The organism is Nocardioides sp. LML1-1-1.1 (genome assembly GCF_040676175.1).
Classification (GTDB): domain Bacteria; phylum Actinomycetota; class Actinomycetes; order Propionibacteriales; family Nocardioidaceae; genus Nocardioides.
Window position 1 is genome coordinate 392,909 of record NZ_JBEGHK010000004.1, and the last position, 26,605, is coordinate 419,513.

The following is a 26,605-nucleotide window of genomic DNA, read 5'->3' on the forward strand; positions in this document are numbered from 1 at the left end:
GCCCGCGCACGCCCTTTGACGTGCGTCACACGCGTTCCTAGAGTCGACCGAGGCCCTACCCGGGGCCGCCTCCGGACTCTCGGCCCCGAGGAGGTGCGCAGTGCCTGCGCTCTCGTTCCTTGACCGCTCCCACACCGTCGCGCCCCCGGGCTACAGCAGGTGGTTGATCCCACCGGCGGCGCTCGCCGTCCACATGTGCATCGGCCAGGCCTACGCGACCAGCGTCTACAAGGTGTCCCTGATCGAGAGCTTCGGGGCGAGCGAGAAGGCCATCGGCTACATCTTCTCGGTCGCCATCGCCGTGCTGGGCATCTCCTCGGCGCTGTTCGGCACCTGGGTCGACAGCGGCGGCCCGCGCAAGGCGATGTTCACCTCCGCGTGCTGCTGGAGCGTCGGCTTCGTGGTCGCCGCCGCCGGCATCGCCTCCGACCAGCTGTGGCTGGTCTACCTCGGCTACGGCGTGATCGGCGGGATCGGGCTCGGCATCGGCTACATCTCCCCCGTCTCCACGCTGATGAAGTGGTTCCCCGACCGCCCCGGCCTCGCGACCGGCATGGCGATCATGGGCTTCGGCGCCGGCGCGATGATCGCCTCGCCGCTGAGCACCAAGCTCCTCGACCTCTACGGCGACCCGACCCACCCGCTCAAGCCGGACGGCACGCCCAACCTCACCGTCAGCCTCTACGACGGCAGCACGGTCGCGAAGATGTTCCTCACCCTGGCGATCGTCTACTTCGTGGTGATGATGTTCGGCGTCTTCACCGTCCGCGTGCCGGCCCCGGGCTGGTCGCCGCCCCACTTCGACCCGAGCACGGTGAAGGCCAAGCCGCTGGTCACCAGCAACCACGTCTCGGCGCGGAACGCCATCCGCACCCCGCAGTTCTGGCTGCTGTGGACGGTGCTGTTCTGCAACGTCACGGCCGGCATCGGCATCCTGGAGAACGCGGCGCCGATGATCCAGGACTTCTTCCGCACCGAGGACGGCTCCTCGCTGGCCAGCGACCCGACCAAGATCGGCATCGTCGCCGCCGGCTTCGTCGGCTTCCTGTCGCTGTTCAACATGGGCGGCCGGTTCGTGTGGTCGACGGTCTCGGACTTCCTGGGCCGCAAGGTCAACTACGTCATCTACCTCGGGGTCGGGCTCTGCCTCTACGCCCTGCTGGTCTCGGTCGGCTCCGACAGCGTGGCCCTGTTCGTCGTGATCTGCGCGGTGATCATCTCCTTCTACGGCGGTGGTTTCGCGACCGTCCCGGCCTACCTGCGCGACCTCTTCGGCACCTTCCAGGTGGGCGCCATCCACGGCCGCCTGCTGACCGCGTGGTCGGCCGCCGGCGTCGCCGGACCGCTGATCGTCAACGGCGTCCTCGACTCCGCCGCCGAGGACAAGCCCTGCAAGCAGGTCGTCAACACCGTCACCCAGAAGACCGTCGAGGTGTGCGCGGTCAAGGACGGCAAGATCCAGGCCGGCTTCCTCGACGCCGGCGACTACCGCACCGCGCTGCTGATCATGATCGGCGTGCTCGCGGTGGGCTTCGTGGCCAACCTGCTGATCCGGCCGGTCGCGGAGCGCTTCCACGAGCCCCCGGCGAGCACGGCACCCCCGACCCCCTCGGCACCAGGAGGAGAAGCATGACGGAGCAGACGCACGACCTCGGCGACCAGCGCCCGCGCGTGGTCGCGGCCTGGGTGGTGGTCGGGATCCCGCTCGGCTACGGCCTGGTCGAGACGATCCGGAGCGCGCTGAACCTGTTCAGCCCGTGACGACCCGCTCGGCGCCGGCGTAGACGTTCATCGACGTCCCGCGCAGGAAGCCGACGAGGGTCAGCCCGTGCTCGTCGGCCAGGTCGACGGCGAGCGAGGAGGGCGCGGAGACCGCGGCGAGGGCCGGGATGCCGGCCAGCACGGCCTTCTGCACCAGCTCGAACGACGCCCGGCCGCTGACCACGAGGATCGTCTCCCGCAGCGGCAGGGAGCCCGCCAGCAGCGCCTGGCCGACGACCTTGTCGACGGCGTTGTGGCGGCCCACGTCCTCGCGCACGTGCAGCAGCTCGCCGTCGGCGGTGAACAGCCCGGCGGCGTGCAGCCCGCCGGTGCGGTCGAAGACGCGCTGGGCGCGCCGCAGCCGGTCCGGCAGGACGGCGAGCCGGGCCGGGTCGATGCGCAGCGGGTCGTCCGCGACCGGCCAGGTGACGTGGGTGCGGACCTCGTCGAGGCTGGTCTTGCCGCACACCCCGCAGGCCGAGGTGGTGGTGAAGCTGCGGGCCAGCGCCGCCTCCGGCGCCGGCACCGAGGCCGCCAGGGCCACGTCCACGACGTTGTAGGTGTTGCTGCCGTCCTCGAGCGCGCCGGCGCAGTAGCGGACCCCGCTCACGTCGGAGGCCGCGCGCACCACCCCCTCGCTGACCAGGAAGCCCACCGCGAGGTCGAAGTCGTCGCCCGGCGTGCGCATGGTGACCGTCAGCGGCCGACCGTCCACCCGGATCTCCATCGGCTCCTCGGCCGCCAGCGAGTCCGGGCGCCGGTCGACGGCCCCGTCCCGGATGCGGAGCACGGGCCGGCGTACGGTCACTCGTCCCATCGGCGCTCCAGCCGCACGATCACGCCCTTGGAGGTGGGGGTGTTGCTGAGCGCCGCGACGCTGTCGAGCGGCACCAGCACGTTGGTCTCCGGGTAGTACGACGCGGCCGAGCCGCGCGCCGCCGGGTAGGCCACCGCCCGGAAGCCCTCGGCCCGGCGCTCGGAGCCGTCGGTCCACACGCTGACGATGTCGACGAGCTGGCGGTCGGCGAGCCCGAGGTCGGTGAGGTCGTCGGGGTTGACCAGGACCACCCGCCGGGCGTCGTGGATGCCGCGGTAGCGGTCGTTCGGGGCGTAGGGGATGGTGTTCCACTGGTCGTGCGAGCGCAGGCTCTGCAGCACCAGGTGGCCCGGCGGCGCGGCCAGCATGTCGAGGTCGTTGGGCACGAACGTCGCCTTGCCGCTGGGTGTCGGGAAGACCATCGAGTTGACCGGGCTCGGCAGCCGGAAGCCACCGGGGACGGCGACCCGGGCGTTGAAGTCCTCGAAGCCCGGTACGACGCGCGCGATGCGGTCGCGCACCAGGGCGTAGTCGGCCTCGAAGTCCTCCCACGGGACCGGGTTGCCGGCACCGAGCACCTGCCGCGCCAGCCGGCAGATGATCGCGACCTCGCTGAGCAGGTGCGGGGACGCCGGGTCGAGCCGGCCGCGGGACTGGTGCACCTCGCTCATCGAGTCCTCGACGGTGACGAACTGCTCGCCGCTGGCCTGCACGTCGCGGTCGCTGCGGCCCAGCGTGGGCAGGATCAGCGCGGTCTCGCCGACGACCGTGTGCGAGCGGTTGAGCTTGGTGGAGATCTGCACGGTCAGCGAGCAGCGGCGCATCGCCGCCTCGGTGACGAGGCTGTCCGACATCGCCCGCACGAAGTTGCCGGCGACACCGACGAACACCTTGGCCTTGCCGTCACGCATCGCGCGCACCCCGGCGACCGAGTCGACGCCGTGCTCGCGCGGCGGGTCGAAGCCGAACTCCGCGCCGAGCCGGTCGAGGAAGGCGTCGGGCATCCGCTCCCAGATCCCCATCGTCCGGTCGCCCTGGACGTTGCTGTGCCCCCGCACCGGGCACACGCCCGCGCCGGGCTTGCCGATGCTGCCGCGCAGCATGAGGAAGCTCGCGATCTCGCGGATCGTCGGCACGCCGTGGCGGTGCTGGGTCAGGCCCATCGCCCAGCACACGATGATCCGCTCGCTGTCCATCACCCGGCGCGCGAGCTCCTCGATCTCCGAGCGCGACAGTCCGGTGGCGGCGAGGACGTGCTCCCAGGTGAGCGTGCGGGTGTGGGCCTCGAACGCGTCGTACCCGGTCGTGTGGTCGGCGATGAAGGCCCGGTCCAGCACGGTGCCGGGCGCCGCGTCCTCGGCCTCGATGAGCAGCTTGTTGAGCATCTGGAAGAGCGCCAGGTCACCGCCGGGGCGGATCTTGAGGAACTGGTCGGCGATGACCGTGCCCCTGCCCACCACCCCGCGCGGCGTCTGCGGGTTCTTGAACCTCTTCAGCCCGGCCTCCGGCAGCGGGTTGACCGCGACGACCTTGCCGCCGTTGCGCTTGGTCTCCTCCAGCGCGGTGAGCATCCGCGGGTGGTTGGTGCCGGGGTTCTGCCCGACCACCAGCACCAGGTCGGCGGAGTGGATGTCGTCGAGGGAGACGCTGCCCTTGCCGATGCCGAGGGTCTCCCCCAGGCCCGAGCCGCTCGACTCGTGGCACATGTTCGAGCAGTCCGGCAGGTTGTTGGTGCCGAAGGACCGGGCGAAGAGCTGCAGCAGGAAGGCGGCCTCGTTGTTGAGGCGGCCCGAGGTGTAGAACATCGCCTCGTCCGGGGAGGCCAGCCCGGTGAGCTCGTCGGCGATCATCCCGATCGCCTCGTCCCAGCCGATCGGCTCGTAGTGGGTCGCACCGGGGCGCTTCACCATCGGCTCGGTCAGCCGGCCCTGGTGGTTGAGCCACATGTCGGAGGCCTGGTCGAGGTCGGCGACCGAGTGCTCGGCGAAGAACTCCCGCGTCACCCGCTTCGTGGTCGCGTCGTCCGCGACGTGCTTGGCGCCGTTCTCGCAGTACTCGTTGGTGTGCCGGTGCTTCGGGTCCGGCCACGCGCAGCCAGGGCAGTCGATGCCCTCGGCCTGGTTGAGGTTCAGCAGCGTCAGCGCCGTACGACGGGGCCCGGCCTGGGCGAGGGCGTACTCCATCGCGTGGGCGACGGCCGGCACGCCGGCGGCCCAGTCCTTCGGCTTGGTGACCTTCAGCTCGTCCTGGGGATCCTCGTTCGCCGCCCGCATGCTCCCAGCCTCCCCCCGCGGTCAACCGCCGTCAAAGGGTTACGCCCGCGCGGGCCTGGTGCGAGGCGCGGCGATGACCGATCATCGAGGACGTGCCCGCCCCCACGCCCCAGGCCGTGCTCGCCCCGCTGACCGAGTCGGCGATCTTCCTGACCTTCCGGCTCGCCGACGGCGACGACGCCGGCAGCCAGGTCCGTGACCTGCTGGCCGACCTCGGCGGCCTGCGCCGCTCGGTCGGCTTCCGGATCCCCGAAGGGGACCTCACCTGTGTCGCGGGCATCGGCGCGCGGGCGTGGGACCGGATCTTCGACCGGCCACGCCCGGCCGGGCTGCACCCGTTCCGGGAGGTCGTCGGCGCGACCCACCGGGCGCCCGCGACCCCGGGCGACCTGCTGCTCCACATCCGGGCGCACCGGCTCGACCTCTGCTTCGAGCTCGCGCAGCTGGTCACCGGGCGACTCGCCGGCGCCGCGGTCGTCGAGGACGAGGTGCACGGATTCCGCTCCTTCGACCAACGCGACCTGCTCGGCTTCGTCGACGGCACGGAGAACCCCGAGGGCGAGGAGCGCCGGGCGGCGGTGCTCGTCGGGGACGAGGACGCGTCGTACGCCGGCGGGAGCTATGTGATCACCCAGAAGTACCTCCACGACCTCACTGCGTGGAAGGCGCTGAGCGTGGAGCAGCAGGAGCTCGCGATCGGCCGCAGCAAGGCCGACGACATCGAGATGCCGGACGACCGCAAGCCGAGCAACTGCCACGTCGCCCTCACCACGCTGGTCGACGCGGACGGCACCGAGCACGCCATCGTCCGCGACAACATGCCGTTCGGCCGGGTCGGTGCGGGCGAGTACGGCACCTACTTCATCGGCTACGCGCGAGATCCCGCGGTGACCGAGCGGATGCTGCGACGGATGTTCGTGGGTGAGCCCGCGGGCAACCACGACCGGGTGCTCGACTTCTCGACCGCGGTCACCGGCAACCTCTACTTCGTGCCACCGGCCGACCTCCTCGACGGGGCCGCGGACCCGAGCTGAGCGACGGGTAAGGCTTGCCTTACGTGCATATCTCACATGATCCCGGTCACCTACCGGTCAGTAGCGGGAGTAGCGTGGCCCCCCGTGGCAACGACGACGCGACCTGAATTGGTCAAGGGCTCTCGAGCAGCCCGCACGACCATCGCCTTGAAGATCCTGATGGCCCTGAGCGGTCTGCTGTTCATCGGCTTCGTGCTGGGGCACATGTACGGCAACCTCAAGGCCTTCGCCGGTGAGGAGAAGTTCAACGAGTACGCGCACCACCTGCGCGAGCTCGGGACGCCGATGCTCCCCTACGAGGGCTTCCTCTGGATCCTGCGCGTGGGCCTCATCGTCGCCCTCGTCGTGCACGTCGCGTGCGCGATCGCGCTGTGGCGCCGCGCCGCCGCGGCCCGCCCGGTGAAGTACGCCGTCAAGAAGAACCGCGGCTCCTCGCTCTCCTCGCGCACGATGCGCTGGGGCGGGCTGACGCTGCTGCTGTTCATCGTGTGGCACCTGCTCAACTTCACCATCGTCAAGATCAACCCGAGCAACGGCGAGACCGGCGGGGAGAACCCGTACGCGCTGGTCGTCGACACCTTCGACACCTGGTGGATGACGATCATCTACCTGGTCGCGATGGTCGCGCTCGGCCTCCACCTCCACCACGGCACGTTCAGCTCCCTGCAGACCCTCGGCTTCACGAACACCGCCACCTCCCGCGCCCGGGCGCGGGCGGCCGGCTGGGTCGTCGCCATCGTGGTCGCCGGCGGGTTCTCGCTGGTTCCGCTGTCCGTCCTCGTCGGCATCATCGAGAAGTAAGGGGCCAACGACATGGCTGCAGGAACCCACTACCTCCCCGGTCTGACCCCGACCAACGAGCCGTCGGTGCAGACCTCCGACGACGCCGAGGGCTTCTACGTCCTCGGCGACAAGCTGGTCGACGAGAACGCGCCCACCGGTCCCATCGAGGAGCGCTGGACCACCCGCAAGTTCGAGAACCGCCTGGTCAACCCGGCCAACCGCCGCAAGCTCGACATCATCATCGTCGGCACCGGCCTGGCCGGCGGCGCCGCCGCCGCCACGCTCGGCGAGGCCGGCTACAACGTGAAGTCCTTCTGCTACCAGGACTCCCCGCGCCGGGCGCACTCGATCGCCGCCCAGGGCGGCATCAACGCGGCCAAGAACTACAAGGAGGACGGCGACTCGACGTACCGCCTCTTCTACGACACCGTCAAGGGCGGCGACTACCGCTCGCGCGAGTCGAACGTCTTCCGCCTGGCCGAGGTCTCGGCCAACATCATCGACCAGTGCGTCGCGCAGGGCGTCCCCTTCGCCCGTGAGTACGGCGGCCTGCTCGACAACCGCTCGTTCGGTGGCGTCCAGGTCTCCCGCACCTTCTACGCGCGCGGCCAGACCGGCCAGCAGCTGCTGATCGGCGCCTACCAGGCCATGGAGCGCCAGGTCGCGGCCGGCACCGTCGAGCAGTTCACCCGCCACGAGATGCTCGACCTGATCGTCGTCGACGGCAAGGCCCGCGGGATCGTCGCCCGCGACATGGTCACCGGCGCGATCGAGACCCACCTCGCCGACGTCGTCGTGCTCGCCTCCGGCGGCTACGGCAACGTCTTCTACCTCTCGACCAACGCCATGGGTTCCAACGTCATGGCGGCCTGGCGGGCGCACCGCAAGGGCGCCTACATGGCCAACCCCTGCTACACGCAGATCCACCCGACCTGCATCCCGATCTCGGGCGCGCACCAGTCGAAGCTGACCCTGATGTCGGAGTCGCTGCGCAACGACGGCCGGATCTGGGTGCCGAAGAAGGTCGAGGACTGCGACAAGGACCCGCGCGAGATCCCGGAGGAGGACCGCGACTACTACCTGGAGCGGATCTACCCCTCCTTCGGCAACCTGGTCCCCCGCGACATCGCCTCCCGGGCGGCCAAGTACATGTGCGACGAGGGTCGCGGCGTCGGGCCCGCCATCGAGGAGGTCCAGGCCGACGGCACCAAGAAGATGGTCCGGCGCGGCGTCTACCTCGACTTCGCCGACGCGATCAAGCGCCTCGGCAGGGACGGGGTGGAGGAGAAGTACGACAACCTCCTCGACATGTACGAGCGGATCACGGGTGAGAACCCCTACGAGGTGCCGATGCGCATCTACCCCGCCGTGCACTACGTCATGGGCGGCCTGTGGGTCGACTACGAGCTCCGCTCCAACATCGACGGCCTGTTCGTGACCGGTGAGGCCAACTTCTCCGACCACGGCGCCAACCGTCTCGGCGCCTCGGCGCTGATGCAGGGCCTGGCCGACGGCTACTTCGTGCTGCCGAACACCATCCGCGAGTACCTCGCGGACGGGCCGTTCGACAAGATCGACGACAGCCACCCCGACGTACAGGCCGCGCTGAGCGCGGTCAACGAGCGCGTCGACAAGCTGATGTCGATCAACGGCACCCGCTCGGTCGAGTCGATCCACAAGGAGCTCGGCTCGATCATGTGGGAGTACTGCGGCATGGAGCGCACCGAGGAGGGCCTCAAGCTAGCGATCGAGAAGATCAAGGAGCTCCGCAAGGAGTTCTGGACCAACGTGCGCGTGCTCGGCTCCGCCGACTCGCTCAACCAGGACCTGGAGAAGGCCAACCGGGTCGCCGACTTCATCGAGCTCGGCGAGCTGATGTGCATCGACGCCCTCAACCGGCGCGAGTCGTGCGGTGGCCACTTCCGGGCCGAGTCGCAGACCGAGGACGGCGAGGCGCTGCGTCACGACGACGAGTTCGCCTACGTCGCGGCGTGGGAGTGGGGCGGCGACTCCAACGAGGGTGGCAAGCCGGTCCTGCACAAGGAAGACCTGATCTACACCGCTATCGAGCTCAAGCAGAGGAGCTACAAGTGAAGCTCACCCTCAAGATCTGGCGCCAGGAGAACGCTGCGGCGCAGGGTGCGATCCACACCTACGAGCTCGACGGTGTCTCCTCCGACATGTCGTTCCTGGAGATGCTCGACCTGCTCAACGAGCAGCTCGTCACCAGCGGCGAGGAGCCGGTCGCGTTCGACTCCGACTGTCGCGAGGGCATCTGCGGCATGTGCTCGCTGATGATCAACGGCGAGGCGCACGGCCCGGAGGTCACCACGACCTGCCAGCTGCACATGCGCTCGTTCAACGACGGTGACACGATCACCATCGAGCCGTGGCGCGCCGAGCCCTTCCCGGTCATCAAGGACCTGGTCGTCGACCGGTCGGCGTTCGACCGGATCATCCAGGCCGGTGGCTACATCTCCGCCAACACCGGCTCCGCGCCGGAGGCCAACTCGGTGCCCGCGCCGCGCGACAAGGCGATGCGGGCGTTCAACGTGGCGACCTGCATCGGCTGCGGCGCGTGCGTGGCGGCCTGCCCCAACGGCTCGGCCTCGCTGTTCATGGGTGCCAAGATCACCCACCTCGGTGAGCTGCCGCAGGGCCAGCCGGAGCGCTGGAGCCGGGTCGTCGACATGGTCGGCCAGCACGACCACGAGGGCTTCGGCGGCTGCACCAACATCGGTGAGTGCGCGGCGGCGTGCCCCAAGGAGATCCCGCTCGACGTGATCTCGCAGCTCAACAAGGACCTGCGCACCGCGCTCAAGAGCGGCCACTGACCCCCAGGGGGTCGAGTAGGTACTTCCCACCGTCGAGTAGGTACTTCCCACCGTCGAGTGGGGGTTTTCCACCCACGAGTTGTCAGCCCGCCACGGCTTCGGCCGTGGCGAGCTGGTTTTTCGACGGGCTGGTCTGCTGCCGCCGGCGGCTCTCTCCGGCTTGGCGGGCGGGAACCCACAGCTCGACGGTGGGAAACCCCAACTCGCGGGTGGGAAGTGCCGACTCGAAGGCCGGAAACCCCCACTCGAGTTGTGCCACGATGCGGCGGTGGGCTCCCTCTCGATCCGCGCCTGGGTGCAGGAGCGTCATGCGCAGCTGCACATGGCGCGCTGGATGCTGGAGTTCGACGACGAGGACGCCGAGGACGAGTTCGTCGTCTACGACGACATGCGGGGCCTCAACGAGGCCCGCTTCCCGCTGGCGATCGGCATGGTCTTCACGCTCGTGTACGGCGTGGTGGACGTCCTCATCCTCGACGAGGTCCCGCTCGCGCTGGTCCTGATCCGGCTCGCCGGCGCGGTCACCTTCCTGGCCGCCGGGGTGGTCATCACCCGATCGCTGTGGGTGAGCCGGCACCTGCAGCTGGCCTCGGTCGGCCTGCTCAGCGTGTTGCTGGTGGCGCTGGGCACGCTGATGGCACGGTCGGCGGACTTCCCGCCGGAGTACCTGCGGACCTCCTGCACGGTCACCCTGCTCGGCGCGGTCGGCCTGCTGCGGCTGCGGATGCACGCCGCGATCGCGATGACGGCGGTGTACGTCGCCGTGTGCCTCACCCTCCCCGGCGTGCTGGGTGGCGTGGACACCCTGGCCCGCAACGTCGCGCCGACGGCGGGCCTGGCGGCGATCGCCCTGCTCATCGCCTACGCGCTGGAGAAGCTGCGCCGCACCGACTACCTGCGCCAGCGCGAGGTGGAGATCGAGCAGGCCCGCTCCGAGGAGCTGCTGCACAACGTCCTGCCGGCCGCGATCGCCCGCCGGCTGCGCACCGGGGAGGGCGCGATCGCCGACTCCGCGCCGAGCGTGAGCGTGCTCTTCTCCGACATCGTCGGCTTCACCCCGGTCTCCGAGGCGCTCAGCCCCGAGGAGCTGGTGCAGCTGCTGGACACCATGTTCCGCGAGTTCGACGAGCTGTGCGAGCAGCGCGGGATCGAGAAGATCAAGACCGTCGGCGACGCCTACATGGCCGTCGCCGGGCTGCCGGTCCCCGACCCGGACCACGCCGCCTCCCTGGCCGAGCTGGCGCTGGACATGCAGCGCACGCTCAACCGGCTCTCCCCGTCGTGGCCCAGCCCGGTGGCGATGCGGATCGGGATCGCGTCCGGCCCCGTGGTCGCCGGCGTGATCGGCCGGCGCAAGTTCACCTACGACCTGTGGGGCGACACCGTGAACACGGCCAGCCGGATGGAGTCGCACGGGCGCCCGCACCGGATCCAGGTGGCCGAGGCGACGTACGCCCTGCTGGCGGACCGCTACGCCTTCAGCGACCCGCAGACGGTCGAGGTGAAGGGCAAGGGCCCGATGACGACGTACTTCCTGCTGGGAGCGTCCTGAGCAGGGCTCAGCCGCCCGGCGGGCTGGTGCCGTAGGGGTCGAGCGGCGCACCGTCGCCGTTCGACGGCAGGTCACCGCGCGAGACCGGTGGCGACGGGGGCACCGGCGTGAGGTCGCCGCCGTCGTGGTGCCGGGCGCCGAGCGCCGCCGCGACCAGGGCCGCCCGGTCCACGGCGTCCACCGGCGCGCTGACGCCGAGGACGCGACCGTCGGCCGCGACGACGTACTCGTGCTGTCCGCCGCCCGTGCGGTACCAGCCCTTGTCGTCGGGCACGCAGGTCACCGCACCGCTCCCCAGCGGCTCGCTCGCGCAGCGTGCGGCGTCGTAGGTGCCGCTCGTCACGCGGAGCCCGACCTGGGTCGTGTACGGCGGGTCCTCGGGCACGTAGGTCGCGCCGTAGTCCGCCTCGCCCAGCACGCCGGCCGACTGCTCGGCCAGCGCGAAGCCGGGGAGCTCGATCGTGTACACCAGGTCCGGGTCGACGCCCTGGTCGAGCAGGCGCTGGTAGGTGGCGTCCGGCAGGGGTGGGGGGCCGTCGTCGGCCCCGGCGCTCTCGGTGCCGCAGCCGGCGGCCAGGAGGAGCAGGACGGGCAGCAGGACGGCGAGGGCGCGGCGCATGCGACGACCGTAGGCCGCCGCGGCGGCGCCGTCCTGAGCCCGGGTGCTCAGACCGAGGCGTCGGCCTCGGCGGCGGACTTCGTCGCCTTGAGCGCCTTCCAGCCGAGGCTGCCGAGGACGGCGGCGATCGCGATGTTGACCACGATCAGGATGCTGTGGGCGATCCAGTAGCCGGCAGCACGGTCCTCACCGGCGTCGTAGGCGTTGTAGAGGTTCTTGGCGAAGTTGCCGAAGGTGATGACGTTCCAGGCGGCGACGGCCAGGAGCAGGAGGGCGTGCTTGCGCTCGAACTTCACGCGCCCATCCTCCCAGACGCCGTCAGCCACGACGCCGTCAGGTACGACGCCCCCGGCCGATCTTGGCGCCGACCACGGTGCCGAGCGCGGCGCCCACCGCCAGCGGCGTGGTCCAGCCGCCACCGCCACCGGCGCCCTCCGCCACGGTCTCGGGCGTGGCGACCGTCGCCACCGAGACCGGTACGGCGCGGCGCGCGTCCCGCTCGGCGCGCGCCAGCGGGTGGGTGAAGGACCAGGCGGCGGCGTAGAGGACGACCCGGGAGAAGTAGTTGATCCAGACCAGCAGGATCAGCGCGATCCCGAACGCCTGGAAGGCGGGCTGCCCGCGGGTGCTGACCAGGAGCACACCGGAGAGCTGCTTGAGGACCTCGAAGCCGATCGCGCCGAGCCAGGCGCCCGACCACAGCGCCTTCGACGGCACCGGCGGCTTGGCGAGGATCCGGAACATCAGGAAGAACAGCAGCGCCGAGGCCGCGAGCCCGAACACCAGGGCGAGGATCGTGACCAGCCAACCCAGGCCGGAGCCGAGGTGCAGCCAGTCGAGGATCTGCCGCGACATCCGGGTGAGGACGCTGGAGGCGCTGACGCTGACCATCAGCACGACGCCGAGCACGATCAGCGAGACCAGGTCACGCAGCTTGCCGATGATGAAATTCGGCTGCAGCCGCTCGGGCATCTCGAACAGCACGATGAGCGCGGTCTGCAGCGAGGAGAGCCAGCCCAGGCCGGCGTAGAGCACACCGACCAGACCGATCAGCCCGACCGCGCCCGCCGCGCTCTGGATGTCGTCGAGCGGCACCTGGCCCTGACCGTTGCCGACGAGGTCCGGCAGCACCTCGTCCAGCGCCTTGAGCAGGGCGTCCTGGGCGTCGGGGAAGACTTTGGCGACGTAGCCGACGGCGAAGAAGGCGAGCGCCAGCACGGGGAAGACGGACAGGAAGCCGAAGTAGGTGACGCCACCGGCCTGCTGGCTGCCCTTGACCTCCCCGAAGTGCTCCTGCATGCGCAGCACGTGATCGACGAACGACGAGCGAGCACGCAGCTCGGCCAGACGCTCCTTGGCGCGGTCGACAGCCTTCATGTCAGCTTCATCCCAGGGGGAAGGTGCGGGTCGCCCTCCAGCCCTCCTCGTCGTGGTGGACGTACAGATGGAACTCAGTTACCCCGAATCGGCACTCGAAACCCGCCAGGTCCTCGAACGCTCGGTCCAACGTGGGGTCGTCGAGGTGGTGGGCGACGGTGACGTGCGGGTGGTAGGGGTAGTCGAGGTCGACGGCGAGCGGGCCGCGTCGTACCTCGTCGGCGAGCTGCTCGCACTGCGAGATCCCTTCGGCGAGGCCGACGAAGACGACCGGCGAGACCGGGCGGAAGGTCGCCGTCCCGCGCAGGTGCACCTCGAACGGCGAGACCTGCGCCGCCGCGCGCTCGAGCTGCTCCTCGACCGCGGACAGGTCCTCCCCGACCTCGGTCGGCGGGATCAGCGTGATGTGGCTCGGTACGCCGGACGCGGTGGGGTCGCCGATCCGCAGCCGGTAGTCGTAGAGCTCGGTAGCCCAGGGCTCCGGGATGGCGATGGCGACGCCGATCACCGGCATCAGGACTCCGTGGCCCGCAGCGCCGCGGGGGCGACGAAGCCGACCCGCTGGTAGACGTCGCGCAGGGTCGCCTCGGCGACCGCACCGGCCGTCTCCGCGCCCTGCGCCAGCACCTGCTGGAGGTGGTCCTGGTGGTCGAGCAGCTCCAGGGTCCGGTCACGGAACGGGGTGACGAAGTCGACCACCACGTCGGCGACCTCCTTCTTCAGGTCGCCGTACATGCGGCCGGCGAACTGCTCCTCCAGCGCGGGGATCGCCTCGCCGGTGAGCGCGGAGTAGATGGTCAGCAGGTTGCTGACGCCGGGCTTCTCCTCGACGTCGAAGCGGACCTCGGTGCCGGAGTCGGTGACCGCCGAGCGGATCTTCTTCGCGGTGACCTTGGGGTCGTCGAGCATGTCGATGATGCCGGCGGGCGAGGAGCTGGACTTCGACATCTTCCGGGTCGGGTCCTGCAGGTCGTAGAGCTTGGCCGTCGCCTTGAGGATGTAGGGCTCGGGCAGCCGGAAGGTCTTCTTGAAGCGGCTGTTGAAGCGCTGCGCCAGGTCGCGGGTCAGCTCGAGGTGCTGGCGCTGGTCCTCACCGACCGGCACGTAGTGCGGGCGGTAGAGCAGGATGTCGGCGGCCATCAGGACCGGGTAGGCGAACAGCCCGACGCTCGCCGCGCCCTCGCCGCCCTTGGCGGTCTTGTCCTTGAACTGGGTCATCCGGCGGGCCTCGCCGAAGCCGGTGATCCCGTTGAGCACCCAGGCGAGCTGGGCGTGGGCGGGCACGTGGCTCTGCACGAAGATCGACGAGCGGGCCGGGTCGACGCCCGCCGCGATCAGCTGGGCCGCGCCGCGCAGGGTGCGCTCGCGCAGCAGCTTGGGGTCCCACTCGACGGTGAGCGCGTGCAGGTCGGCGATGAAGAAGAACGGCTGGTGGTCGCGCTGCAGGTCCACCCACTGCCGCACCGCGCCCACGTAGTTGCCGAGGTGGAAGGAGTCCGACGTCGGCTGGATCCCGGACAGCACACGCGGACGCGCGGCTCCCTCGGGCGCGGCCGGCTGCGCGGTCTCCGGCACGGGCGGGTGCTCGGTGGTGGCAGACATGCGACCGATTGTGGCAGGAACGGGCTCCGGACCGGGAGTCGGCTCCTACGCCGCCGCGGCCACGGTGTCGCGACGGTGCACGGTCGCGGAGACGAGCAGGATCACCACGCCGACGGCCGCCAGGCCGGCACCGACCAGCGCGGGGGCGCGGTAGCCGTGGCCCGCGGCGATGACGACCCCGCCGAGCCAGGCGCCGAGCGCGTTGGCGACGTTGAGGGCGGCGTGGTTCATCGCCGCACCCAGGGTCACCGCTCCCCCGGCGACGTCCATCAGCCGCAGCTGGAGGTTGACCACCAGCACCGAGCCGGTGGCGGTCACCAGGAAGGCGACCGGCAGCAGCAGCCAGCCGTGCGGGGCGGCGAGCCAGTAGACGAGCATCAGCACGATGCCGGTGGCGCCCGACAGGATCAGGCTCCGGTAGACCGACCAGGCGGCCAGCTCACCGGCGAGCCAGGTGCCGGCGACCATGCCCAGGCCCAGCGCCAGCACGAAGAAGGGGACGGTGCCGCGCTCCAGGCCGCCGACCTCGGTGACGGTCTTGGCGATGTAGGAGTAGACCGCGAACATCCCGCCGAAGCCGACCGCGCCGACGGCCATCGTCAGCCAGACCTGGAGGCTGCCGAAGAACTCCCGCGCCTCCTTGCGCCCGCTCGCCTCGGGGTCACCCGGCAGCGACGGTACGACGGCGAGCACGCCCACCACCGTCACCAGCGCCAGCAGCCCGCCGAGCAGGTACGTCGAGCGCCAGCCCACCTGCTGGCCGAGGAAGGTGGCCAGCGGGACGCCCACGACGTTGGCCACCGACAGCCCCAGCATCACCGCGGCGACCGCCCGGCCGCGGCGCTCCGGCACGACCAGGCTGGCCGCGACGAGGCTGGCGACCCCGAAGTAGGCGCCGTGCGGGAGCCCGTCGAGGAAGCGCGCCACGGTGAGCACCTCGTAGCTGGGCGCGGCGGCGCTGAGGAGGTTGAAGGCGGCGTACGCGCCCATCAGGCCGACGAGCATGCCGCGGCGCGGCAGTGCGGCACCGAAGAAGGCGAGGATCGGGACGCCGACCACGACGCCGAGGGCGTAGGCGGAGATGATGTGCCCCGCGGTCGGCACCGAGACCTTCACCCCGTCCGCGACCTCGGGCAGCACGCCCATGGTCATGAACTCGGTGGTGCCGATGGTGAAACCGCCGACCGCGAGCGCCAGGATCGCCAGCGCGGGTCGGGCGTGGTGCACCGCCGGGCGGCCTTCGGTCGAGGTCGTCGTCGGCGAGGAGGTCACGAGGGATGGTAACCGGGTGCCACCGGCCGGTATTCCGAGAGGTCGGATGTCTCCGCGTGCCGATTTACGCCTGATCCCTACTGCGCCGGAGGCTGCCCGGGTGCTCGGATGAGGCATGTCACTCCCCCGCCTGGCGGCCGCCCTGCTCGCGGTGCCGCTGCTCGCCGTGTCCCTGCCGAGCGCACCCGCGAGCGCCGGCGCGCCGTACGTCGTCACGCTCGCGTCGTCGAGCACGACGGTCACCTACGGCGGCAAGGTGCTGCTGCGCGGCGCGGTGTCGCCGACGGCGGCCGGTCAGCGGGTCGCCGTGCAGCGCCGGGTCGAGAGCGGTGCGTGGACCACGATCTCCCGGCCGCTCGTCGGCCGCGACAACCGCTACGCCGTCGCGGTGACGCCCGCGCCCGGCCGCACGACGTTCCGGGTCGTCAAGGCGGCGACCCGGGGTCATGCCGGCGACGTGAGCCCGGCGGTCTTCGTCAACGCGTGGCGCTGGCGCAGCCTGGTCGGGGTCGCGCCCGTCGCGTCGAACGACCTGCGGACGGGGACGTTCCCCCAGCACGGCTACACCTACGGCGCGGGCGTCTCCCTCGGTGACGGCGGGTACGTCGAGTGGCGGGTCCGCGCCTGGCGCTGCATCCGGGTGCGCGCGACCATCGGCGTCGCCCAGACCTCGCCCGACCTGACGAGGTTCATCGCCGGGGTCAGCTGGAAGGAGGACCTCGGCGACGACCTCGGCTACGCCGAGCACGGGCTGGGGGTCGAGGACTCACCGCGGCTCTTCCAGGCCGAGACCCGCGCGTCCGGCATCCTCGCGGACGACTCCGTGCAGCTCGAGGCCTACGAGGTCGACGGCAACCCGCCGTCCAGCTCGGCGCGGCTCGTCTTCGCGGCACCGGCGGTCTACTGCAACTCCTGATCGGGGCGGGCGCCCGACGCGGCCCGCTCCTCGTAGGCCGCGCGGGCCGCCGGGTCGGCCGACGCCAGCACCTCGTCGGCCTTGAGGACCTTGGTCATCGCCGACTGCACCGCGCGCGGCAGGGCCAGCGTCGACTTGCTCAGCCCCTGGGTCCAGCGCGGCACCCACATCTCCGCACGCGGCTTGCGCACGGCCGCCTCGATCACCTCGGCCACGTCGTCGGCGGTGACCGGGCGGACGCCGCGGGCGGCGGGGACGCCGGCCGAGAGCTCGGTCTGCACCACGGTCGGCAGCACCATGGTCACCTCGATGCCCTGCGGCGCGAGCTCGGCGCGGGTGGCCTCGCTGAAGCCGACGACCGCGAACTTCGACGCCGAGTAGGTCGCCCCGTGCGGCAGCGCCACCCGGCCGACGGCCGAGGCGACGTTGACGATGTGCCCCCGGCCCCGCCGCGCCATCGCGGGCGCGACGGCCTTGGTGCCGAAGATGACGCCGTGCACGTTGACGTCGATGATCGTCCGCGCCTTCTGGTGGGACTCCTCGAGGATCGGGCCGAGCGGCATGATCCCGGCGTTGTTGACCAGCACGTCCCAGGGGCCGTGCCGGTCGACCTCGTCGAGGAACTCGGCCCAGGAGCCCGGGTCGGTGACGTCGAGGCGCGCGGCGACCACGCGGCCGTCGTACGGCGCGGCGACGTCCTTGCCCAGGTCGACGTCGAGGTCGCCCAGCGCGACCCGGGCGCCCTGGCGGGCGAAGCGCTCGACGGTGGCGCGGCCGATGCCGCGGGCGCCGCCGGTGACGATGACGGACAGGTGGGACAGGTCGGTGCTCACGGTGCCTCCGGGGCTCAGAGTCGGACGAGGTCGATCGGCTGGCCGTCCTTCGGGAACGGCAGCGAGTGGTTGTCGAGCGGGGCGGCGTACGACGGGTCGACGCGCCACTCGTGGGTGCGCAGCAGGCGGTGCAGGATCGACTTCACCTCGGCGCCGGCGAAGTAGAGCCCGATGCACTTGTGCACGCCGCCGCCGAACGGCGACCAGGCGTAGCGGTGGGCCTTGTCCTCGCGGCGCACGGGCCCGAACCGCTCGGGGTCGAAGCGCTCGGGGTCGGTCCACAGCTCGGGCATCAGGTGGGAGTACTGCACGCCGACGGCGACCGTGCTGCCCGCCGGGACCCGCACGCCCTGGACGGTGGTGTCCTTGACGGTCTTGCGCGCCAGCATCGGCACTGGCGCCCGTAGCCGCAGGCTCTCCTTCATCACGAGGTCGAGCGAGGTGAGCTGGTCGAGCTCGGCCAGGGTCGGGGCCTCGCCCAGCGCGAACGACTCCGCGCGGCAGCGGTCCTGCCACTCCGGGTGCTGGCCGAGGTGCTGGAGCATCGTCGAGGTGGTGATGGTCGAGGTGTCGTGCGCGGCCATCATCAGGAAGATCATGTGGTCGACCACGTCGTCGTCGGTGAACCGCTCGCCCTCCGCGGTCTCGATGTGGCAGAGCACGGAGAACAGGTCGCCGGTGCGCTCGGCCCGCTTCGCCGGCAGGTAGTGCCGCAGGAACTCCTCCAGGACCTTCCGGCCCTTGTACGCCCTCCCCCACCGGGTCCCCGGAACGTCCGCCCGCACCACCCCGGCCGCCGCCTGCACGCACGCGATGAACGCAGCGTTCACCCGCTCCATCTCGGCCCGCGAGGTGTCCGCCGCGCCACCCATAAAGATGTCGGCGGCGATGTCGAGGGTGAGCTGCTTGAGCGCGGGATAGCAGCGGAAGTCGGTGCTCGGCTGCCACGCCGCCAGGCCGCGGGCGATCGCGGGGTGCATCGCGTCGACGTACGACGCCAGGCGGTCGCGGGTGAACGCCTCCTGCATGATCCGGCGGTGCACGTGGTGCTCCTCGCCGTCGAGCAGCATCAGCCCGCGGTGGAAGAACGGACCGACCATCGCGCCCCACGCCGGCCCGTTGACGAACGCCTTGTCGGCGTTGCGCAGCGCCTCCTCGACCGCGTCCGGGCCGAGCAGCATCACGTAGGTCTGGCCGAGGAAGGGGAACGGCGAGACCGGGCCGTAGGTCTCGTACTGGTGGCGCATCAGCGCCACCGGGTCCTTCGCGTAGGCCGTCAGGCGGCCCAGGAACGGCAGTCCCCGGTCACCCGGGCGGACGGTGGGGAGCGTCACCGGCGCGGTCGTCATGGATCACAGCGTCATTCAGGAAGGACGTCCTGTCAACCTTCTCTTTAGGTGGGCTGCGTGGCAGGGTTGGCCGCGTGGCGGTGCAGTCAGGGGTCTACAAGGGCGTCAGCGCGGCGGAGCGTGCCGCCGAGCGCCGGCGCCGACTGCTCGACGCGACGCTCTCGGTCTGGGCCGACCCCGAGGTGCGGACCACGATGACCGCGGTCTGTGGGACGGCGGGGCTCAGCGAGAGGTACTTCTACGAGTCCTTCACCGGCCTCGACGCCGCCCTCACCGCGGTGCTGGAAGAGGTCGCGACGGAGATCGAGACGGTCACCCTGGCCGCTGCGGAGGCCGCAGGGGCGGAGCCGGCCGCGCGGATCCACGCTGCCGTGGGCGCCTTCGTCGACCTGCTCCTCGCCGACCCGCGGAAGGGCCGGGTCGCCATCATTGAGGCCGCTGCCCTGCCTGGGTTGCGTGGGCGTCGTACCGAGCTGTTGCGGCACTTCGCCCACCTCGCCGCCGAGGAGGCGCACTCCTCCGCGCCCGCGCGGCACGAGGACGAGCTCGCAGGATTGCTGTTCATCGGGGGGATGGCGGAGGTGGTCACCGCGTGGTTGGACGGGGCACTTGATGTATCGCCGGATGAGGTGGTGGCGACGGCCAGCCGGGCGTTCCTGGGGTTGTACGGCTGAGCGCCACTGCGTCCTTCCGCCCAGATTGACGCATACGAGAGGCGCGTGTTGTCCGTTCTCGGTCAGCAGGGCGAACGCATGCAGGTCAGGGGCCATGTCGAAGGGACACGCGGCTAAACACCGACACGCAAAGGGCAGGCAACGCTCGACCGCAGAGGTCCAGGAGTGGGTCACCGACGCCTCCCAGTCTTGACCGAGTGGGTCGGCTCTTCGTGCCGTCGGTCAGCCCCAGTTGGGTCTCAGCCGGAAACGTTTGCGGTCAGCCTCAGTCGGCCGCCGGGCCTTCTGGCCCCGAAGGGCTGGTTTCGACTGTGGGTGTTTTGCGGCGGGACCAGCTGCTGGGGACGGGCAGATTGCCGTTGATGACGAGGGTGACGACGACTGATGGGTAGTGGGGTTCGGTCATGCCGTGTTGTAGGGGGTTGAGAACGAAGAGGTAGTTCTCTGGGGTGCCGATGGGGAGCACTTTTCGGCTCATGTCGAGGATGACGAGGATGGAGAGGCGGGTGCCGTCGGCGGCTGCGTACTGCGTGGGTTGGCCGATGTACTTGGGCGCGGTTTCGGGTGTGACCGGTTGGTCACGGGCGACTTTGAGTTCGGCTGTGATGCCGTCGTGGCGAGTGTCGAGGAACCCGAGGGCGAGTGGTGTGCCTCGTTCTACGCGGCCTTCGAGGGTGGGGTCGGCGAGGAGTGCGGTGTGGAGGTCGTTGTGGAAGTCGCGTTCGCGGATGTACTGGCCGCGGCGGTACTTCTTGTTCCATGTCATGGCGAGCCCGATGCGGGAGATGGCGTTGAGGAGTCGGGCGAATGCTTGGAGGTGTCCGTGGGGGTATCCGGCGGCGGCGAGGTTTTCGTAGATGGCGTGAAGGCGTTCGTCGAACACGTCGTACTCGGTGGTGGCGTCGCGGGCGTGGTCGTAGGGGCGAATGCGGATTTCGCGGTGGCCGGCGACGTCTAGGTCTTGGCTGACGGGGTTGCCGTCGGTGTCGGTGCCGCGCCAGGTGAGGCGGATGAGGACGGGCGGTGCGTGTTGCGAGGTGGGGACGGAGTAGCGGACGTGGAGTGAGCCGGTGCCCTCGAAGGTTTGGGGGTCGCCGGCGTGTTCGTTGCGGGTCCAGGTCAGCGCTGGGCGTTCGAGCTCGGTGTGGTTCAGGGTGCTGATGAGTTCGGCGTCGAGGCGTGTGGCCCAGCCTGGCCAGGGGTCTGTTTGGACGTTGAGGGTGAGGGTGTGGGTGAGGTTCGGGTCGATGATGGCTGGTCCGGTGAGGAGCTTGTCGTCGATGGAGACGAGTGCGACGGCGACGTTTGGGCTTTCGGGTTCGGGGTCGGTTGGGGGTATCCAGGGGCGGCCGCGGGTGCGCCTGTGCTCGCTTGAACGGATGAACAGCAGCGGGGTGGGGAGCTGTGCGGCTTGGTTGGTGATGGTCGCGACCTCGAGGGGGTCGTTGCTGGCGGCGAGGGTTTCGCGGAGTTCGCGTGCCCGCATCAGCAGGGGGTCGTCGAGCCGGAAGTCGGTCAGGTCGATCGCGGCGGCTCGGCGTTGTGCCGCGGTGCGGTGTGCTTGGGCTTGACCGAGGTCGGCGTTGAGGTCTGCGGCTTGGGCTTCAAGGTGGTGGGCGACGGCTTCGAGGAGTTTGGTGGTGACGTCGAGGCCACGGTGAGTGGCGGTGCCGCTCGACTTGGGTGCGTTGCGTAGCGCTTTGGCGTGTTCGCGCAGGCGGTTGGCTCGGTTGGTGAGCTGTTCGGCGGGGTCAGACGCCGTGACGTTTTGGCTGGCCAGGGCGCCGGCGACGGCGTCCGGGTAGGGCAGATTAAGGAGGTCGCAGACGGTTGCGGCACGGGTTGCGGTCGCGTGCTCGAACGGTTGGAGCCACTTCCGGTCGTCGCCGGTAAGGGCCTGGCTGAACTGGAGGGCGGTCGCGAGGTCGTCGAGTGCTGCGGTTACGACGGCGGGGTCGTTGATGGGGTTGTTGTTGGTATCGCGGCTGGTGAGGGCGGCGTGGAGCCCTGCGGTGGTGAGGGCGAGGTTGGTGAGTGCTCGTTGGGAGGCGTGCGCTTGGTCGTTGGGGTTGTTGTAGTACGCGTCTTGGAGGAGCTTGACGGCGGCGTCGCGGCCTTCGACTCGGGCGAGAACTTCGGCGTACTCGAGGGCTCCGTAGTGAGACTCTGGTGAATGGCGGGCGCCGACGTCGATGAGCTTGTCGGTGATGCCGAGGAGGCCGATGCCGCAGTTGAGGAGGCCGTTGAGAGCTTCTTCGGCTTCGTCGTGTTGCCGCATGCCGTAGGTGTGTCGGGGTGCGTCGGTGATCCATTGGCGAGCGAGGTCGGTGGTGACGCGGGCGTCAGGTTGCCAGGGTTGTTCAATGACTTTGCTGGCTTGGTGCCATTCGAGGTCAGGTATCCGGGCGAGTGCTGCTTTCTCGAGCGTGGCAAGAGCGTCGAGGTTGGGGACGTGCCGGCGTAGCGCGGAGAGCGCGGTGAGGATGAGTTCGAGGCGGTCGGGCAGTTCGAAGTTGGCTGCCAGGTAGCTGGCGTAGACCGCGAGCTGGACCTTGTCTTCCTCCCGGGTCCACGTGAGCCGTGTGGCTGCCTTGAGGACTGCATCGATCATGACCATGTACGGGTCAGTGACGAGTGCGGGTAGGAGGTCGGAGACGGTCGAGGGGACCGGGTGGCGTGACCCAATTTCTGTCCATGCCTCGACCGCGGAGGACCTGAGCCCTTGGTCGGCGTCTACGAGGTAGGTGTGCAGGGTCGGGAGGATTGCTTGGAGGACGTGGGGTTCGTCGCCGTATCTGCGGCCGATGTCTCCGAGGGTCTCCAGGAGTGGCATCACGACTTCGACCCCGAAGTTGTTGTCGCGTTCGGCGGTAATGACGGTGCAGATGGTGGCGCACACGGCGACTGGGTCGGTCACTGCGGCTTTCTCGACCGCACGAAGGAGGCGGCGGGAACCCTGGTAGAGGCTGTTGAGGCGGCCGTAGGCGTTGAGCCCGGCTAGTAGGTCTGGTTCGGCGGTCGTTTCCAGGCGTTGGGTGGGTGCTTCGAGTCGGTGACGGGTCAGTGCGATGAACGCACCGAGGGTCGTGTCGATGTGGGGTTGGAGGGCGTTGCTGGAGCGGTGGCTGATGCTCTCGATGGCTTCGCATGCCTCGAAGGTGACGTCGTGGCCCCATGACTCGTCTGAGTGTGCGATGAGGAACGCGAAGGCGGTGTCGATGACCGCTTGTGACGCGGATTCGTCGAGGACCGGGTCTTGGGGTCGGCGGAACCTGTTGTCGGGGTCGACCATGTTGATGGCGTGACGTGCTGATCCGATGAGGCCCTTGCGGATGTCTTCGGAGGCGTACTGGCCGGCCTGCTCGAACAGCGGGCCGACGCGGGCCGGGTCTTCGATGAGGATGCGGGCCAAGGCCCGTTCGGCTGAACCCATGGTGCCGGTGTCGTAGCTGTCGCTGGGAGGCACGCCGAGCGAGGTCGCGAGGTTGGGAAGCAGGGCGACCGCTAGGTCGAGGTGGGTTGCTGCGAGGTGCTCGATAGCGCCGGCTGCGGCTCGGCGGTCGAAGTCGGATGCGCGGGGTCGTTTGATGTTCGGGGCAAGGATGAGACCCGTGTCTTGGGGTCTGGGAAGCATCGCGGCCAACGTGTCCTGGATCAGGTCGGGAGCCAGGGCGGCGAGGACTCGAATGGGCCCGGGGTCGTTCGCTGAGATGACGGGGTTGGGCCCGGAGAAGTGGTGGTCGTCGGGTGTCTTGGAACCGGCGATGACCGCTGTGTTGCGGATGACGTCCCCGTCGATGAGGTCGCCGGTTATCTTAGTGGGGTGGTCGGTCAGGCACCGGCCGGCCTCCAGGCTCGCGCGGTTCCTGAGGACCTCAACTGCCGTCGTTACCAGCCGTTCGGCGAGGTCGGGTCGTTTGGCGCTCAGGTGCCGCAACGGTTCGAGGACATCGACGATGCCAACCGTCTCGACGGCGTCGAAGAGTTCGTCGACGATGCCGTCGTCGAACCGTTCATGTGCCCGGCCAGCGACCGCAGTCAGGCGCTGCCGGGCCTTCTTCTGCTCCTCAAAGTCTGGGGCGGCTTCGGGGTCGGTGTCGAGGATGTTGAGGTCGTCCAGAATGTTGGCTGCGGCAGGGTCCGCCGTCGCGCGAAGGCTTCGGCGCCTTTCAACCCGAGCCGTTCGGAGCACCCCGAGGTCGTGACGCCGTTGGGCAGCTTCGGCTTCTTGTGCCTCGGCTTCGGCTCGACTTTCCTGGTACTCAGTCTCCAGGTTCGGCAACCGTCCGGTCGGGTTACGTCTAGCGCACCCGATGCAGTGGTCGGTGTAGAAGTCGAACGCGATGTGTTCCAGCTGCATCCCAGAGGTGTCGCCGATGGCGACCTCGCACTCGATCCGGCGGGAGTTCAGTGGGAGCCCGGTCGTCGCTTCGAGCATGCCCTGCCCGCCTGACTGGATGAAACGCATGCTCTGGCAGTGGTTAGTCGCCAGGTCGATGATGCGGGCGTTCTTCTGACCGAGCGCGATGTAGCTCGCGTACTCGTCCTCGTTCATCATCGATCTCACCACGTCCCGGGCCGGCAGAGGCCACCAGTCTTCCGTACCGGACCGACACGCCGGTCACACCACCGGCTTAACCCGCGTTGAGGAGGTCCTAGCGGGCTACGCGGTGAGCAAGCCCCGGTCGGTGAGCTCCTCGAAGGCGAGGGTGCGGTGTGATGCGTCCACGCCGTCTAACCCACCGTCCGCGCAGCGGACCTTCAGCTCCAGTGCCTCGAACGCGTTTGCGTGGCGGCCGACCTTAAGGCGTGTGGCTGAGACGTACTTGACGATGGTCACGGTGTCCCCCGATCGTTCCACCCTGTTGCTGATCTGGTCCGGGGTTTCGGAGGCGAACGGCCCCTCTCTCAGCAGAGCGGTGGGAGGGTGCATGGCGCAGACGGCTCCATCATGCTCCGACTGATCCGAACAGAGCCCGATTGGCCACCACTCGAAGCCCCCGAAGGACACGAAATGCGTCCTGTCTCCAGACATATCTAGTGCGATGGCGAAAGGTCTCACGAAAGCGGGGACCTCTTTAGCGGTTCGCACCGAGACGTCCAGATCCGCCGCGACGAGTGCGGCGCCGCCAGTCGGGCGCGCTCCCTCGCGCGTCTGCGCAGGCCAGGAGTTTGCTTCCTTCGATCCGCGAGCGGATCGGCTCAAGAGTCGAAGTCTCTTGCGTGCTGGCACCACTGCCGAAGTCGACGGTTCCTACCCGAAACGAAGGTCGCAAGGTTGTCGAGGTAGTGACGATAAGCAGACTCCGACTGCGGTAACGCCTTATGAATCGGACCGGCCGCGATCCAGGCACGTCATACCGCACCAGGGCGCGTCGAGCCTTCCGATGTCCGGGTGACGGGTTGTGGCACTTGTCTGAGCCGCTCGCTGGCCACGCGCTGAATGACCTTGGTTGTCGGCGGTCGACCCTAATCTTGCGGCCATGACAGATCGCAGCGTGGAGTTCATCGCCATCGCCGAGCGGGCATCCGCCTTGGCTGACCGCGAAGGTGAGCTCGACACGGGCCCCCTGGATGCTCTCGAAGCTGCGGCCGAAGACGTAGGACGCTCATGGTCCCAGTCCAACCTGGGCTATCAGGCGAACGTCTACTAGCAGAACTACCAAGTGCCGCCACCCGGCGCGATGTTCAGCCGCGAGTGGGGTTTCCAGGGGATGTTCCAGGGCACCACCGGCGACTGGGAGGTCCACCAGGTCGAACAGGTCACGACCTACATCGAGGAGAAGGCGGGACACCCCGATCTGAGTGGACCGCGAGCCAAGTCAGACGCGATCCGACCCGAGGTCGAGGACCTGGTTCAGCAGGCGCGGTCGGTAGCCGCCAAGATCCCGGCCCCGCACGACGACTACGTCAAGGAACACGTCGAGCAGCTGCAGCACATCGCCCTGCCGGACGTCGGACTGCTGGCGCGCGTTCAGATGCGCGGCGTGACAGGACAGATCATGACTCGCGATGCCCAAGCGATCGAGGGCGGTGCTCAGGCAGCCGGTCACCAGATCGCCATTGCCAATGTCATGCACATCAAGTCGCCGTACGGGGTGGCTCGTAGTCTGGCGAAAGTTTGCGAGCGCCTGGGCAGGCATCTGGAGGGTGAGGACCCCCTCGCGGAGAAGGCTGTCATTCAGTTGGGCAGCAAGGTCTTCATCGGACACGGTGGCGCATCGGCCGAGTATCTGAAGCTGGGAGTATGGTTCGGCGATCTCGGCCTGGACTGGGAAGTATTCGACCGGAAGCCCACTGCCGGCATGAGCACCAAAGAGCGGCTCCTCGAGATGCTCGGCAACGCGCAGATTGCATTTCTGCTCATGACTCCCGAGGACGAAGATGCCGAGGGCAGGATGAACGCCCGGGCGAACGTGATCCACGAGGTAGGGCTGTTTCAGGGTCGGTTGGGCTGGATGAAGGCAATCATCCTTCTCGAAGAGGGCTGCGAAGAGTTCTCCAACGTCGAAGGCGTCGGCCAAATCCGGTACCCCAAGGGCAACATCAAGGCAGCGTTCGAAGAGATTCGCGAGGTTCTACAGCGCGAGGGCGTCCTCTAATCACCGCCTTTACTGGTCTCTACAGCTTCGGCGGCGTCGCCCGCAGCGTGCACGCGTCGAGCTGAGCGTGTGGTGGCCCGTAGGACCCGGGGCTTCAAGCTCTTGCGCACGACAGTCGCAACCGTGACCTGACCAAGAGTCGGTGGACGACATCCTCCCAAGCGCCTCCGCTTCTAGGACGCGCAGCGGGCCACCACGCTGCCCGCTTCCCCACACAGGCACGGGTCTTCCCCGGGTCGAGAACACCCGGTCTCGGGGTTGAGGGCCCGCCGATATTCCGCCCTCGTTTGCTGACCAGCCGCGGACA

Annotated in this window: 23 protein-coding genes; 11 read left to right on the top strand and 12 right to left on the bottom strand. The window is 69.5% G+C overall.

The window, feature by feature from the left end; translation table 11 throughout:
• Positions 1 to 100: 100 nt before the first annotated feature.
• Positions 101 to 1,633, top strand: coding sequence for an OFA family MFS transporter (locus MRBLML1_RS17030; RefSeq protein WP_364518087.1), 1,533 nt, complete (start codon positions 101 to 103; stop codon positions 1,631 to 1,633).
• A complete protein-coding gene (locus MRBLML1_RS17035; RefSeq protein ID WP_364518089.1) occupies positions 1,630 to 1,761 on the top strand; it encodes an MFS transporter small subunit in 132 nt (43 codons plus the stop codon). The genes MRBLML1_RS17030 and MRBLML1_RS17035 overlap by 4 nt, the downstream gene beginning before the upstream one ends.
• On the opposite strand, the gene fdhD is transcribed toward MRBLML1_RS17035, so the two are convergent.
• On the bottom strand, positions 1,751 to 2,578 hold the full coding sequence (fdhD, locus tag MRBLML1_RS17040; protein WP_364518091.1) for a formate dehydrogenase accessory sulfurtransferase FdhD: 828 nt from the start codon (positions 2,576 to 2,578) through the stop codon (positions 1,751 to 1,753). The genes MRBLML1_RS17035 and fdhD overlap by 11 nt on opposite strands.
• On the bottom strand, positions 2,566 to 4,851 hold the full coding sequence (locus MRBLML1_RS17045) for an FdhF/YdeP family oxidoreductase (RefSeq protein ID WP_364518093.1): 2,286 nt from the start codon (positions 4,849 to 4,851) through the stop codon (positions 2,566 to 2,568). Before MRBLML1_RS17045 ends, fdhD begins: the two co-directional genes overlap by 13 nt.
• A gap of 92 nt (positions 4,852 to 4,943) precedes the next feature.
• Between MRBLML1_RS17045 and MRBLML1_RS17050 the strand changes: the two genes are divergently transcribed.
• From MRBLML1_RS17050 to MRBLML1_RS17070, 5 genes are all read left to right on the top strand, one after another.
• Positions 4,944 to 5,885, top strand: coding sequence for a Dyp-type peroxidase (locus tag MRBLML1_RS17050; RefSeq protein ID WP_364518095.1), 942 nt, complete (start codon positions 4,944 to 4,946; stop codon positions 5,883 to 5,885).
• 36 nt (positions 5,886 to 5,921) lie between these two features.
• The gene (locus tag MRBLML1_RS17055) at positions 5,922 to 6,686 is read left to right on the top strand and encodes a succinate dehydrogenase cytochrome b subunit (RefSeq protein ID WP_364518097.1); all 765 of its coding nucleotides are present in this window, start codon (positions 5,922 to 5,924) and stop codon (positions 6,684 to 6,686) included.
• Between the two features lie 12 nt (positions 6,687 to 6,698).
• Positions 6,699 to 8,762, top strand: a complete 2,064-nt coding sequence (locus MRBLML1_RS17060; RefSeq protein ID WP_364518099.1) for a fumarate reductase/succinate dehydrogenase flavoprotein subunit — start codon at positions 6,699 to 6,701, stop codon at positions 8,760 to 8,762.
• Entirely contained in the window at positions 8,759 to 9,502 is a 744-nt protein-coding gene (locus MRBLML1_RS17065) for a succinate dehydrogenase/fumarate reductase iron-sulfur subunit (RefSeq protein WP_364518101.1), read from the top strand. The genes MRBLML1_RS17060 and MRBLML1_RS17065 overlap by 4 nt, the downstream gene beginning before the upstream one ends.
• A 268-nt stretch (positions 9,503 to 9,770) precedes the next feature.
• Positions 9,771 to 11,054 carry an adenylate/guanylate cyclase domain-containing protein gene (locus tag MRBLML1_RS17070; RefSeq protein ID WP_364518103.1) on the top strand — a complete coding sequence of 428 codons (1,284 nt, stop codon included), beginning with the start codon at positions 9,771 to 9,773 and terminating at the stop codon, positions 11,052 to 11,054.
• Between the two features lie 7 nt (positions 11,055 to 11,061).
• Here MRBLML1_RS17070 and MRBLML1_RS17075 read toward each other — a convergent pair whose 3' ends face one another.
• The 6 genes from MRBLML1_RS17075 to MRBLML1_RS17100 are packed head-to-tail and all read right to left on the bottom strand — an operon-like array spanning position 11,062 to position 15,924.
• The gene (locus MRBLML1_RS17075; protein ID WP_364518105.1) at positions 11,062 to 11,673 is read right to left on the bottom strand and encodes a hypothetical protein; all 612 of its coding nucleotides are present in this window, start codon (positions 11,671 to 11,673) and stop codon (positions 11,062 to 11,064) included.
• Between the two features lie 47 nt (positions 11,674 to 11,720).
• Positions 11,721 to 11,969 carry an SCO4848 family membrane protein gene (locus MRBLML1_RS17080; protein ID WP_364518107.1) on the bottom strand — a complete coding sequence of 83 codons (249 nt, stop codon included), beginning with the start codon at positions 11,967 to 11,969 and terminating at the stop codon, positions 11,721 to 11,723.
• 37 nt (positions 11,970 to 12,006) lie between these two features.
• Entirely contained in the window at positions 12,007 to 13,050 is a 1,044-nt protein-coding gene (locus MRBLML1_RS17085) for a YihY/virulence factor BrkB family protein (RefSeq protein ID WP_364518109.1), read from the bottom strand.
• Between the two features lie 7 nt (positions 13,051 to 13,057).
• Positions 13,058 to 13,564 carry a 2'-5' RNA ligase family protein gene (locus MRBLML1_RS17090; RefSeq protein WP_364518111.1) on the bottom strand — a complete coding sequence of 169 codons (507 nt, stop codon included), beginning with the start codon at positions 13,562 to 13,564 and terminating at the stop codon, positions 13,058 to 13,060.
• Entirely contained in the window at positions 13,564 to 14,652 is a 1,089-nt protein-coding gene (trpS, locus tag MRBLML1_RS17095) for a tryptophan--tRNA ligase (protein WP_364518113.1), read from the bottom strand. Before trpS ends, MRBLML1_RS17090 begins: the two co-directional genes overlap by 1 nt.
• A gap of 45 nt (positions 14,653 to 14,697) precedes the next feature.
• Positions 14,698 to 15,924 carry an MFS transporter gene (locus tag MRBLML1_RS17100; RefSeq protein ID WP_364518115.1) on the bottom strand — a complete coding sequence of 409 codons (1,227 nt, stop codon included), beginning with the start codon at positions 15,922 to 15,924 and terminating at the stop codon, positions 14,698 to 14,700.
• A gap of 115 nt (positions 15,925 to 16,039) precedes the next feature.
• On the opposite strand from MRBLML1_RS17100, the gene MRBLML1_RS17105 reads away from it, so the two are divergent.
• Positions 16,040 to 16,840 carry a hypothetical protein gene (locus MRBLML1_RS17105; RefSeq protein WP_364518117.1) on the top strand — a complete coding sequence of 267 codons (801 nt, stop codon included), beginning with the start codon at positions 16,040 to 16,042 and terminating at the stop codon, positions 16,838 to 16,840.
• Here MRBLML1_RS17105 and MRBLML1_RS17110 read toward each other — a convergent pair.
• Complete coding sequence (locus MRBLML1_RS17110; protein ID WP_364518119.1) at positions 16,825 to 17,673, bottom strand: SDR family oxidoreductase; 849 nt, start codon at positions 17,671 to 17,673, stop codon at positions 16,825 to 16,827. The two genes, MRBLML1_RS17105 and MRBLML1_RS17110, sit on opposite strands and share 16 nt — an antisense overlap.
• A 14-nt stretch (positions 17,674 to 17,687) precedes the next feature.
• Positions 17,688 to 19,022, bottom strand: coding sequence for a cytochrome P450 (locus tag MRBLML1_RS17115; RefSeq protein WP_364518121.1), 1,335 nt, complete (start codon positions 19,020 to 19,022; stop codon positions 17,688 to 17,690).
• A gap of 74 nt (positions 19,023 to 19,096) precedes the next feature.
• Between MRBLML1_RS17115 and MRBLML1_RS17120 the strand changes: the two genes are divergently transcribed.
• Positions 19,097 to 19,696, top strand: a complete 600-nt coding sequence (locus tag MRBLML1_RS17120) for a TetR/AcrR family transcriptional regulator (RefSeq protein WP_364518123.1) — start codon at positions 19,097 to 19,099, stop codon at positions 19,694 to 19,696.
• Between the two features lie 265 nt (positions 19,697 to 19,961).
• Here the strand turns inward: MRBLML1_RS17120 and MRBLML1_RS17125 are convergent, their stop codons facing one another.
• Both MRBLML1_RS17125 and MRBLML1_RS17130 read right to left on the bottom strand, forming a co-directional pair.
• Positions 19,962 to 24,254: a hypothetical protein gene (locus MRBLML1_RS17125; RefSeq protein WP_364518125.1), complete on the bottom strand. Its 4,293-nt coding sequence runs from the start codon at positions 24,252 to 24,254 to the stop codon at positions 19,962 to 19,964.
• Positions 24,255 to 24,359: 105 nt separating this feature from the next.
• Positions 24,360 to 24,707, bottom strand: a complete 348-nt coding sequence (locus MRBLML1_RS17130) for a hypothetical protein (RefSeq protein ID WP_364518127.1) — start codon at positions 24,705 to 24,707, stop codon at positions 24,360 to 24,362.
• Positions 24,708 to 25,179: 472 nt separating this feature from the next.
• Between MRBLML1_RS17130 and MRBLML1_RS17135 the strand changes: the two genes are divergently transcribed.
• Positions 25,180 to 25,350, top strand: a complete 171-nt coding sequence (locus MRBLML1_RS17135) for a hypothetical protein (protein WP_364518129.1) — start codon at positions 25,180 to 25,182, stop codon at positions 25,348 to 25,350.
• A 12-nt stretch (positions 25,351 to 25,362) separates the two neighbouring features.
• Positions 25,363 to 26,298 carry a TIR domain-containing protein gene (locus tag MRBLML1_RS17140; protein WP_364518131.1) on the top strand — a complete coding sequence of 312 codons (936 nt, stop codon included), beginning with the start codon at positions 25,363 to 25,365 and terminating at the stop codon, positions 26,296 to 26,298.
• Positions 26,299 to 26,605: the final 307 nt, after the last annotated feature.